The organism is Luteibacter anthropi, from assembly GCF_023699965.1.
In the GTDB taxonomy this organism is placed as follows: Bacteria; Pseudomonadota; Gammaproteobacteria; order Xanthomonadales; family Rhodanobacteraceae; genus Luteibacter; species Luteibacter anthropi.
The window spans coordinates 631,795-644,246 of record NZ_CP077072.1; the positions used below are offsets into that span (position 1 = coordinate 631,795).

Genomic DNA, 12,452 nt, shown 5'->3' on the forward strand with positions numbered 1-12,452 from the left:
CGGACCACAAATGTCTTTTCGAGCATTTGGCATGTCGTGATGTCCTGATTATTCATCCCTCCGATTCGAGAGATGAGAGATCACAGGGCAACCGCATAAGTGCCTGTCCCGAATTATGCACAATGAGAAAAAGCCAGGGCGTTGCGTCCCTGGCTTTTTATCAAGATTCCAACAATCCAGTAATCTGCTCGACTTTTTGCATCACCAGCTCAATATCTCCCTTGGATTCCACATTCAACCGAAGGAGAGGCTCAGTATTGGACGATCGAATATTGTAACGCCAGCTTCCGAAGTCGGCGCTCACGCCATCCGTAAAATCCAACACAGGACCAAAGCCGGCAAACACCTTCTGCACTCTATTGATCGCGGAAAGTGTGTCGTCGACTTTAAAGTTGATTTCGCCACTGCAAGGAAAGGCCGCTACCTGAGCACGAACCAACTCACCGAGCGTTGCTCCTGAACGGGAAACCAATTCGGCGATAAGCAACCAGGGAATCATTCCCGAATCGCAATAGGCAAAATCACGGAAATAGTGATGTGCACTCATTTCCCCACCGTAAATGGCGTTCTCGACCCGCATTCTCTCCTTGATGAAGGCATGTCCGGTCTTGCTTTGAACAGGAATCCCGCCAGCTTTTTGCACTACATCAATGGTGTTCCAGGTCAGTCGCGGATCGTGGATCACCTTCTCGCCAGGATTCCCGGCCAAAAGCTGCGTTGCCAGCAGCCCGACCAAGTAGTAGCCCTCAATGAAATGCCCTTCTTCATCGAAGAAGAAGCAACGATCAAAGTCACCATCCCAAGCCAGTCCGAAATCAGCTTTATTCCGACGAACGGCTTCAGCGGTAGCCGCGCGATTTTCCGGCAACAGCGGGTTGGGAATTCCATGAGGGAAAGTTCCATCCGGCTCGAAATGCACAGGAATCAGTTCGAACGGAAGGTGATCGCGCAAGAGTTCAATCACAGGTCCCGCGCAGCCATTGCCAGGGTTGACCACGATTCGCAGGGGCCGCAACCCCTTCGTATCGATATACCCCATGAGGTGGTCGATGTAGGCCTTTTTGGAATGCTCAGCGAACGTGCTGCCACGAACCGAAGCAACATTCTGGAAACTATTGGCTTCCACCGCCGCTTCGATCTGCCGAAGGCCCGTGTCACCGCTGATGGGACGAGCGCCCTCGCGAACGAGCTTCATACCGTTCCAGTCGAGCGGATTGTGACTCGCCGTGACCATGATTCCGCCAATGACATCGCGGTGGAAGGAATGGAAGTAGACTTCCTCCGTGCCACATAAACCAATATCGATGACGTCGCAGCCGGCATCCATCAGGCCATTGCCTAGCGCCTCGGCAAGTTCCGTACTTGAGAGGCGCACGTCATAACCTACGACGACCGAACCTTTTCCGACGGCGTCGGCGAATGCTCTGCCGATGCGATAGGCAATGTCGGCATTGAGTTCTTCTCCAAGCCGGCCACGAATATCGTAGGCCTTGAAACATTTCATAGCCACGTTTTGTTCCTAGTTTCGAGGGACTTACGCCTCTAGGAGGCGTACATCCACTGAAGGGTTTCACGCAGGGGAATGACATCCAGCGAGCCAATCAGGCCCGCAAGACGCTCGTTCGAGCCGGTGAGGCGAGCGACTTCATTCGCTCTGACGAAGGCAGGGTTTACCCTGACCTCAATCTCGTATCCCGCGATCTCCTGCATCATCCGTATGACGTCCATCAAGGAGTAGGACTGTCCGGAGCATAGATTGACCGGACCGTCCACATCTCCGAGTTCAACGAGTCGTCGATAAGCATTTGCGACGAAACGAACATCCTGAAAATCCCGCGCAACATTGATGTTGCCCAGTTCGATTGTCCGCTCGCCTCGCTTGAAATGGCTTACGATCTTCGGAAGAAGGAAGTTGCCGCTCTGGCCAACGCCCGTGTAATTGAAAGGTCTGGCCACGATCAACGGCAACCGATCCCTCCACAGCTGCGCCATGTACTCCATGGCCAGCTTACTGACGGCATAGTCGTTGGCCGGCGCGGGAGATACCGACTCGGTAAGCACCTCGTTTTCACTGTTGCCGTAGACGTTGGCACTGCTGGCTAGCAATACCGATCGTGGTCGCCGAGCTGACGCTGCCAGCGCCTCCAACAAGTTCCGTGTACCGAGAACATTGCTTCTGTAGATGTCCTCAGCATCACCATGGGCCACGAAGGCTATCGCGGCAAGGTGAACCACTACCTCGGGAGTAATCGACGCAACAGCGTCGATTACTTCCTGTCTGGAGCGTATGTCGACTGCATCAGTCCCGGTGGCGGTCCCGCGTGAAAGACCGACCACCGTATACCCTGCGCGCTCGAGCTCCGAGGTGACGTAACGCCCCGTGAAGCCACGCTGGCCTGTCACCAGTGCGACAGGCTTGAGGGAATCAGAATGAATGTCCACGCTCATTCCGCTTCAGGTCGGCTTCGACCATCATCCGACACAGCTCTTCAAGGCTCGTCTTGGGCTCCCAGCCAAGTTTTTCCTTGGCTTTCGAGAAGTCGCCGATCAGCAGATCGACCTCGGCAGGGCGATGGAACTTGGGATTGATGACGACCAGGGCGCGCCCCGTCTCTTTGCAAACGCCACGCTCACCCTCACCCTCACCGCGCCATTCGATTTCGATATCGACGGCCTTGAACGCCATGGTCACGAAATCACGAACGGTCTCGGTGCGATTGGTGGAAAGAACGAAGGTATCGGGCTCATCGGCCTGCAGCATGCGCCACATGCCCTCGACGTATTCCTTTGCAAAACCCCAGTCACGTTTAGCGTCGAGGTTGCCGAGCTCCAGCACGTCGACCTTGCCCAGTTTGATCTTCGCGACGGTATCGGTGATCTTGCGGGTGACGAACTCGCGGCCACGCAGGGGCGACTCGTGATTGAACAGGATACCGCTGGAGCCGAAGATGCCATACGACTCGCGGTAGTTCACCGTGATCCAGTGGGCATAGAGCTTGGCAACGCCATAGGGGCTGCGCGGATAGAAAGGAGTATCTTCTTTCTGCGGAACGGCCTGGACCTTACCGAACATTTCCGACGTCGACGCCTGGTAGAAGCGAATCTTCGGATCCACGATGCGGATGGCTTCGAGAAGATTCAGCGCACCGATGCCGGTAATTTCGGCCGTGAGCTTGGGCTGATCGAACGACACGCCAACAAAGCTTTGGGCTGCGAGATTGTAGACCTCGGTCGCACCGGTTTCCTGTAGCAAACGCACCGCCGAACCTAGGTCCGTGAGGTCGAACTCCACGAGATTAAGATTGGGCAGTCGATCAATGCCCAATTCCTCGATACGCCAGAAGTTCACCGAACTGGTACGGCGGTAGGTGCCGTAGACCTTGTATCCTTTCTGGAGCAAAAGCTCCGCCAGATAAGCGCCGTCCTGCCCCGAAATACCGGTGATAATCGCTGTTTTCATTAAAGCTATCCTGAATCCTGACCCGTTTAATTCCCAATGTACTACAGCTTGCCTGAAGTAGACCCGAGGACCCTGTAGACAAACTTTCCTGTCGCCGCCTCTATCAGACGCGACGTGCTGAGGGACCACGGCAGGATCGACACGCCGGACAGATCGGGCGCCCCGGAGGTATTAACCATACCGAGTGCCATTTCTATTTCCTGGGCGAGAGAATCCCCGTCATCCCCCGAGAAGTAGATAATACCAGTGCCGCCCACTTCCCGGAAAACAGGAAGATCGCGCGCGAGCACCGTGACACCCCGCATGGCGGCCTCGACGATCGGCAGGCCAAAGCCCTCCCCTCGGGAAGCCACGAGAACCAATTTGGCAAGCTTGTAGAGACGCTCCAGGACCTGGTCACTAGCCGACGGAAACCATACGACATCGTCGGAAACCTGAACGTCCTGGCGAAGCCGGTCCACGACATCCTCGACGCACCATCCCTGCTTGCCCACGATCACCAGACGGACATCCGTATGACGCTCGCGCAAACGAGCAAAGGCTTCGAGTGCCTGATCGTGCCCCTTGCGGGGCTCGATGGTGCCGACCATTAGCACGATATTACTTTGATTTTCAAGGCGTTGAATAATCTCCGCCTCGATATCAGTGATGCCTGACGATGGACGGCTAGCCTCCACGTCCGCGCCAAGATGGAACCACGAGAGCTCCAACGGGATGCTGCGCCTGCGATCCTCCACGTAAGCAGCAAATTCGTCGGCGACGGAACGGGATATGCAGATCACCCGATCCGCAAGTCGGGCGACTGCCTCATACCAAGGGGCCAATACGGCTGGCGCATTGGGAGGGAACCATTCCGGATGGACAACGGGAAGCAGGTCGTAAACGACAAAAGCCAGCTTTACACCATTTGCTCGCAGGGAAGACAACGCCTTCGTGGCGGCGGGAATACCCGTTGGCACCAGATCGAGGCCAAGGAAGACATCGTTTGCGCCGGCTTCGATCACATCATCGGGCAATCCCGTTTCCGGAATATCCATGAAGCGGCAGGTAAACGAGCGGGCATAGGCATACGCACCGCCCCCGGTCGTATACACCGGCTCAACACGCCAACCCGGCACGCCGTTGGCCAACAGTTCCCGCAGGACACTCCTGACCACGCGCTGGATACCGCTTCGCGCATCGGACTGAACCAGTTCCGATACGTCGACCAGCAACTGCGGCCGGGGCATGGCGGGCCCAAACAGCGGAGACAGGCCAATCGACAGACCGTCCAAATCGGCATCGATCGGAACGAACGCGTTACCCGTGGCAGTAAGGCGGGAGACAGCACGCTGCAGCATGCGACGTGAACTCTTCGCGTCCAGCGTCTCGATGGTGTCACGATACATGCTGGCAACGAGGGCTGGATCGTGTTGCTGGATCAAATAGTCGCGACCAGCTCTCCCAAGGAGCTTTCGCACCTTATCCGACATGACCAGCATGTTCATTGCCGCGACCAGGGACTCGATCGTGAACAGGTCGTCGATAATGATCGCCGACTCGGGGGGCAACTCCGCCATCGAGCCGTGGGCATTCACGATCGTTGGAATGCTCCAGGCAAAGCAATCAAGAACGGCCGCTGAGGTCTCCCCACGTGATTGACGACGCAACTGGACCGCAACGTCGGTCGCGGCCAACCATTTGCGGTAGATTGTCGCATCGACAAAGCCCGTGATCGAGAAGTTCGACACACCCAACTTGTCGAGGCGCTGCCGAAGCGAGTGTTCCCAGGCAGGATCCGCGGCGTGGCCAACGAAGACCAAATGACAATCGTCGCGATCGGCAAAACCAGCGATCCATGCTTCGACCAGCGAATCATTGCACTTGGCGGCACTGAGCATGCCGTAAGTTGCGACAATGAGCTTGTCATCGCGAACTCCCAGGGCTCGGCGCGCGGCTGCACGGTCGGCGGGGGGGTGCGCCTTTCGTAGCAGCGGCATCTGGATAACCGACTCCGCTATTTCAGGCCCAAACCACTGCGCTGCGAGCTCCTTGCTATGGCTGGAGTGCACGATAATGCCATCGGACCTGGACAAGACCCTCCAGTTACAGGGAAAAGCAAAGGCGGTGACATTCCGATCTATATTAGTCTTCAGTACATCGAGTGCACCGTATCCATGCCCCTCATACAACGCTTGCTGCCAAATACCTGGCCTCTGGCCAGTGTCCTGCAGAAAGTGATGCAGGTTTCCAAGGAAGAAATCGTGAAGTACTACGACACCCGGTACACGCTCGAGGACGTCGAACATGTGGCTATGGAATTCGGAATTACCGAAATGATACAAAACCCGGTCGAAGCGATCAGCGTTCTGTAAAAACCAGGACGTGGTCCGAATGGGCAACGCAAGCCCATCCAACTCGGGCACAGGAGCCCCGTCATCAATGATGAGTTCGATGTCGTAATGCGCCGTTAGCTCCGGAAGCAATTCGGCGCTGAAATCCGCAATCCCGGATCGCTGGGGAGGCAGGGGAGAAAGATACGCAAGCTTGGGGCGGGTCCAGCGGGGTTCGGCCAGGACGGGTTCATTCCGCTTACGCATCGCCACCGCATGCATGAGACCGGTCCAACCCGCGGAAGCCGTCCTGTCCCACGAGAACTCGCGGCTCCGCTCAAGGCCATTCCTTGCCACGTGCTCCCGTAGGGAGGCATCCGACAGCAACCTCAGAAGAGCATCGGTAATCGACTTCTTCTTGTATGGATCGAAGAACTGTCCGTTCGGTCCGACAACCTCCGGCAGGCTCGAAGACATGGCTACTGCGACCGGCGCTCCGACCGACATAGCCTCGAGCACAGGCAGCCCGAAACCCTCGTGCCACGAAGGAAAAACGAAAAGTTCGGTCATCGCATAAAGCGTGAGCAAGTCGTCGTCGGAGACATACCCAGTCAACACCAGGGCGCCCTTCTGTAAACCTGCAGACCGCCCAAGCTCCATGAGCCGCGCGGCCTCTCCACTCTCCACCTTGCACACAATTGCAAGCTGGTGCGTCTTGGCATAGGTGCCAGTGTCGGCAAACGCCTCGATCAGAAGATCGATATTCTTCCGATGATCGATCCCCCCGGTGTACATCACGAAAGGCTTATCAAGCCCCAGGCGCTGGCGAACACTCTGCTCTTCGGCCGCACTGAGCGCCTGTGGAAGGAACCGCGGGTCGACCGCGGAAGAAATATTTATGACACGAGACGAATCGAGGCCCGTAACTTCCATGACTTCCCGACGGGCGCTTTCGGATATCGCCAGCACGACGTCCACCTTCGCCAATCGCTCGATCTTGCGCAGGTACCATGCCTTCAGGCCTGCATCGCGAAGATAGATGTCCTGGTAAAGAAACGGAATGAGATCGTAGACAACGACGGCCGTGGCAACACGCGCTTCGGAAGACGGAAGCGCGCTGACGCAATCGTCGACCCATCCTTCGAAAAAGCTGGTAAGCAACACGCAATCGGGCGCGATGGACTCAATGACCGCATCCCGAATGACGCGCGCAGCATCGCCCCTCCAACGATTTGCCTCATCTATGGCACGACGAGGCGCCGGTGCATGCCAGGTATGGATGGCGGAGGGATCCATGTCGGCGAGCAGGCCCGACCGCAACTCCGCGGCAGACTCCGGCATGTCACCATTAAGTAGGAAGGACAACCGCCGACCTCGGGCAAGGCGGAGAATCCCTTCAACCAATGAGGTGGCATATCGGCCGATGCCTCGCGATCCGTGAACAAGGCTCTGGCATGCCTGCAGGTCCACTAGAACATGAGCAGAAAAATCTACTTTCATGATGTAACCCGATTCGAACTCGACTCAGTGAGCATCGCCCGAACCAGCCGAGCTCGCGCAGGCAGATGCATGGCATCCGTCGAAGACGATTCCGCCGACGAAATGCGTTCTTTGTGAACCACGTTTCTTACTTCGTGGCTGAGCGCAACACCAACGATCCGCCGCTTGAGACCAGGGCTGAATCGCAACGTCACCGCACCAATCTTCCGTAACAGGGGATTCTTGATCGACTCCCTGACCATCCTCACAAAAATAGGCTTGCGACTTACCGATACATTGATTTGGCGAACAGGTGCACTGGATCGATCCCGGCAAATGAGCCTGCGAATTTCGCGCGCCAGAACGCGAGGCGCCCGGGTGATGCGCCATGACCTGCTATGCAGCACGAGATCCAGCGTTGCCTCGGCGGCTCGCGCTCTTTCCGCGCTCTGGAGATAGGCCTCCTGCACATTGGCCGCGAAATTGAAGCGCGCATGCGCCTCGACCAAGGTCTTCTCAACCGCATCCATGCGCGCCATCAACATTTCAGGCATGTGCCTGGTTTCACGCAACCGATCATCGAGACCGCCACCAAGCACCTCCAGGCGCGACTCCAGCGAACGAGACAGCGCACCAAGCTGTCCTTCGAGATGCTCGTTGAGACGCAGGGCATCAATTCGCTTGCGGAACGCACCCAGATGCGAGGAGAACATTTCGGACAGGTCGTCCTGCCGTGCGTCGATCTTGTCGCGCACAAGGTCCATCTGCGCAATGACATTGTCAGTAATCGCACTGCCACGATCATCAAGGTGCTCAGAGATCGCATTCGTACGAGCATCGAGACGATCGCGAAGCGCAGTCATTCTGGCATCCATACCCTCACCCAACGCCGTAAGACGGGCTCCAAGCTTTTCCGCCGTAGAGGCTACCCGGGCATCAAGCTTCTGCTGGGTGACGCCGAGTCGCTCGGCGAAGCCTTTCCCAAGCTCGGCAGTTCGCTGCTCGACCATGGACTCCACGCCGTCGAAACGCCCATCCAGTCTAGCCGCAAGCTCCGCAAGCCCGGCTTCAAGGCGATCCCCCCAGGCACCCACCGCAGTGGACACCTCATTGCGAATCGCTCCCGGGAGCGTGTCCATCCTCGATCCCTGCGCTTCGACAGTATCCGCAAGGCGCGAAATGTCCTTCAGACCCGAAAGTTCCGAATTGGCCGCATCAAGCTGCTGTCGTACCCACCATTCCGCGTAGGGAATGAAGTCGTCGAAGAAATTAGGCGGTCGCTGAAAATACACCGACAGATCGGCATGTTCTTCGGCAAGATAAAACCGGTTGAGCCCATCGTCGTAAACGAAGCAGTATCCCTGCTCCAGCACGATTGGCTCCCAATCCTCGAAGGATGGCTCGCTGGAATTGGGTTTGGTCGCCTCGACCAGCAGTATCCATGGTCGATAACGCCGAAGGTCGATGCTGCGCAGCACCGCGCCTTCCGCGCCTTCAACGTCAACCTTTAGGAAGTGGACATCGGGTGCGGCATAAGCACCAAACACCTCGTTCAGCGTCTTTGCTTCGAGCTGTCGCTTTTCGACGTGCCAACCATCCTTGGCATGATTGGCCGCGTAATCCGCTCGAACCGTGGATAACCCCGTATCTTCCACATCGAATATCTCGATGGTGCCGGGAACATCAGAAATGGGAACCTGCAAATTGACGTCAAGGGGCCGGTCTGCGCAAACAAGCCGGAACCACCTTTCGATAGGCTCGATGTTGATACCACGCCATCCCTTCAGATGGAACGCCTTGGTGACCGATCCGTTGATCGGGTGCTGCGCGCCGACATCCACGTAGAAACCCTCCTTCACGCCGGCCAGGGCGCGGGAAAGCATCACGTCTTCGTAGTTCTGCGCATAGGAAATCATGCTCATGAGCGATTCACCTCGATCACGGGAGGGATCCACGCAACGCCTACGAACGGGGGCTTGTCGACGTTTGTCACCGAGAACATCAGCGCCAGGTCCCTCCATTCGAAATTGTTGACCAGGTGCGTATCGGTACTGACCAGAGCCGTCGAGATCGAATAATGACCAGGACCGAGGTTTACGGGAAAATCCACGCAATAGGAAATGACGTCGCCCTGGCGGACATCGGCAACCAATTGGCGGGTATGGAACGTGTTGGTACCGTAGACTTGCTGTCCCATACGGTCCTTGATCATGTACCCGAAAACGAGTTGAGGTACATCGCTGTTGGCCAACACGTCCACCCGGAGCCTGACGGGTTCGCCCACCGACACAAACTCAACGGCTTCATCGCCTGCATTTCGCAGCGAAATCCTTGAAACCACCACCTCTCCCGTACCGGAAACGGTCTGCACCCTGCCGTCGGCCTGCACCTCCGTCCGTATGCGGCTATTTTCCTTGTCCGCGATCATGGCATTGTAATAATCCATGATCGCTTCCGGCTCGCCATCCCGAATGATCCGGCCATGCTCGAGCAAGATCGCGCGGGTGCAGAGCGACTGTACGGCAGCCTTGTCATGCGACACGATGAGCAACGTGGTGCCCTGTTTCTGGAACTCGCGAATACGAGCGAAACTTTTGTGCTGGAAGTAGGTATCGCCGACGGAGAGGGCCTCGTCGACGATCAACACCTCCGGACGGAATGCCGTCGCCACACTAAAGGCCACTCGCATGGCCATGCCGCTGGAATACGTCCTGACAGGCTCATCGAAGTATGAGCCCACTTCCGCGAACGCCTCGATCTCCTCGATGACCGCATCGACCTGATCCCGACGGAACCCCATCAGGCCGGCCGAGTGATAGACGTTCTGTCGCCCGGAGAGATCTGGGTTGAAGCCCATGCCGAGTTCCAGAATGGCAGAGATGCGCCCGAAATGACGAACTTCACCTTCGTTCGCACGGGACGTACCGGTGATCACCTTAAGAAGCGTGCTTTTGCCTGCGCCATTCTCTCCTACGATGCCGACAGCCTCGCCCTCCATCACCGAGAAAGTGATGTCGCGAAGTACCCATTTTTCGTTCTGGGTATGCGTTTTGATCCCGAACCAACGGCCAAAGCGCGACCACTCGGATGAGTACTCGCGATAGGCCTTGCCTACGCGGACCAAGGAAAGCACTTCGCGGGTCATAGGACATCCACAAGTTCGGGGGAAGCCTTACGAAACACGTAAAGCGAGAAGCCAAGCAGGACGAAGCTTGCCGCTAGCAGGACGAACAGCGGCGTGAAGGGTGGAGCTTGCTGAAACAGCAGTACGTTCTGGTATCCCTGGACGACAGGTGTTACGGGATTGAAAATTGCCAGATGCTTGAACTGGGCAGGTAGGATATCCACCACGTAGACGATGGGAGTCATCCAGAACCACAACTGGAGGATGACATTCATCACCTGTCCAACGTCGCGAACGAAGACGTTGACGACACCAAGGATGAGTCCCAGAGCGACGCCGAAAACGAGCAGGACGGCGGTCAGCAGCGGAATCCACAAGGCCAGCAAGGTGATGGGCTGATGCGACACCAAGATCACCACCAAGGTAGCCAGTAGCAACAGGGCATGGTTGATCAGGGCCCCACCCACCATCACCACGGGAATGCAGATACGCGGGAAGGCAATTTTCTTCATCAACCCAGCGTTGTCGACGAACATGGTCAGGCTGCGCGCCATCACTTCCGTGAACAATGACCACGGAACCATGCCTGCGATGAGGTAGATTGCATAGGAAAACTGCCCGCCATGGCCCGGCGGCAACTTGGCCGATAGCAGTGCGGACAACACGATAGAGTAGATGGCTACCTGCGCCAGTGGTTGCAGGATCATCCACGAAGCGCCTAGCTTGCTCCTGCTGAAACGCGTGCGGAGGTCCGCCCTTATGGCTGACGTTATGAAGTTCCGATAACGCCAGAGAGCGAGTAAAAGCTGTTTCATTCGACGAAATTCCAGACAGCAGTAGCAGGCGACCTTACGATCGCTCGCGCCTCGTGATCCGATGGCTTACGCGAGTGCGTAAGCAAGCTCGGCTTGGAGATCCTCGACGTCTTCGACGCCGACAGAGAGACGAACGAGACCATCCACGATGCCCAGGCGCGCACGCGCCTCCGCAGGGATGGATGCATGCGTCATGATGGCCGGGCTCTCGATGAGTGACTCCACTCCTCCGAGCGATTCCGCCAGTGCAAACAAATGGCATCGCTCGAGGAACCGGCGCGCTCCCGCCTCGCCCCCCTTCACGACCATGGTGATGATTCCACCAGGTCCAGCCATCTGCCTCGTGGCAAGGTCGTGCTGCGGGTGGGACCGCAAACCGGGATAAATGACCCTCTCCACCGCAGGATGGCGATCAAGCCAATCGGCGAGCTGCGTAGCGGATTCGCAATGCGCCTTCATCCTCAAATGGAGGGTTTTCAGCCCACGCATCGCAAGGAAGGCATCGAACGGGCCGGCCACGGCACCGATGGAATTCTGAAGGAACCGCATCTGCTCGGTGAGATCGTCCGAGCGGGTGACCACAATACCCCCGACGATATCCGAATGCCCGTTCAGGTACTTGGTCGCCGAATGCAATACGACGTCTGCGCCATGTTCTATGGGGCGCTGCAACATTGGTGAGGCAAACGTATTGTCGACGACCAAGATCAATCCATGCTTGCGGGCAAACTCGCCCATGCAAGTCAGGTCAACCACCTTGAGCATGGGGTTGCTGGGCGTTTCCACCCAAAGCATCTTGGTCTCGGGACGCAAGGCGGCCTGAAGAGCAACATGATCGTTCAGGTCCACGAAACTGAACGACAGGGCGGCGGTCCGTCGGCGCACTCGCTCGAACAAGCGATAAGAGCCGCCGTAGAGGTCATCCATCGCAATGACATGGCTTCCCGCGTCGAGCAATTCCAAGGTGGTGCTCGCTGCAGCGAGACCTGAAGCGAAGGCAAAGCCTGCAACGCCACCCTCGAGACTAGCCACGCAACGCTCGTAGGCCATACGCGTGGGGTTCTGGGACCTGGAATACTCAAACCCCTGATGGACGCCAGGGCTTTCCTGAACGTAGGTAGACGTCGCATAAATCGGCGTCATGATGGCGCCAGTAGACGGGTCTGGCTCCTGGCCAGCATGGATGGCCCGTGTCCCTACCCCGAGAGTCATTGGAGTGTACTTCATTGATAATTCACGCGATAGTTGAAATTGGGGCCAAG

The 12,452-nt window shown here is 57.2% G+C and carries 8 protein-coding genes; all 8 read right to left on the reverse strand.

The features are described 5' to 3' along the window. Positions 1 to 160 precede the first annotated feature (160 nt). A complete protein-coding gene (locus tag KR767_RS02880; protein WP_284732867.1) occupies positions 161 to 1,510 on the reverse strand; it encodes a phosphohexomutase domain-containing protein in 1,350 nt (449 codons plus the stop codon). Between the two features lie 32 nt (positions 1,511 to 1,542). Next, complete coding sequence (locus KR767_RS02885) at positions 1,543 to 2,448, reverse strand: NAD-dependent epimerase/dehydratase family protein (protein ID WP_250878027.1); 906 nt, start codon at positions 2,446 to 2,448, stop codon at positions 1,543 to 1,545. Continuing rightward, positions 2,426 to 3,460 carry a GDP-mannose 4,6-dehydratase gene (gene gmd, locus KR767_RS02890; RefSeq protein WP_250878028.1) on the reverse strand — a complete coding sequence of 345 codons (1,035 nt, stop codon included), beginning with the start codon at positions 3,458 to 3,460 and terminating at the stop codon, positions 2,426 to 2,428. Before gmd ends, KR767_RS02885 begins: the two co-directional genes overlap by 23 nt. 41 nt (positions 3,461 to 3,501) lie before the next feature. Beyond that, positions 3,502 to 7,272, reverse strand: a complete 3,771-nt coding sequence (locus tag KR767_RS02895; RefSeq protein ID WP_250878029.1) for a glycosyltransferase — start codon at positions 7,270 to 7,272, stop codon at positions 3,502 to 3,504. Next, positions 7,269 to 9,173, reverse strand: coding sequence for an FkbM family methyltransferase (locus KR767_RS02900; protein ID WP_250878030.1), 1,905 nt, complete (start codon positions 9,171 to 9,173; stop codon positions 7,269 to 7,271). The genes KR767_RS02895 and KR767_RS02900 overlap by 4 nt, the downstream gene beginning before the upstream one ends. Further along, the gene (locus tag KR767_RS02905; RefSeq protein WP_250878031.1) at positions 9,170 to 10,396 is read right to left on the reverse strand and encodes an ABC transporter ATP-binding protein; all 1,227 of its coding nucleotides are present in this window, start codon (positions 10,394 to 10,396) and stop codon (positions 9,170 to 9,172) included. The genes KR767_RS02900 and KR767_RS02905 overlap by 4 nt, the downstream gene beginning before the upstream one ends. Next, positions 10,393 to 11,082: an ABC transporter permease gene (locus KR767_RS02910; RefSeq protein WP_250878032.1), complete on the reverse strand. Its 690-nt coding sequence runs from the start codon at positions 11,080 to 11,082 to the stop codon at positions 10,393 to 10,395. The genes KR767_RS02905 and KR767_RS02910 overlap by 4 nt, the downstream gene beginning before the upstream one ends. 174 nt (positions 11,083 to 11,256) lie before the next feature. Further along, complete coding sequence (locus tag KR767_RS02915) at positions 11,257 to 12,417, reverse strand: trans-sulfuration enzyme family protein (protein WP_250878033.1); 1,161 nt, start codon at positions 12,415 to 12,417, stop codon at positions 11,257 to 11,259. Positions 12,418 to 12,452 lie beyond the last annotated feature (35 nt).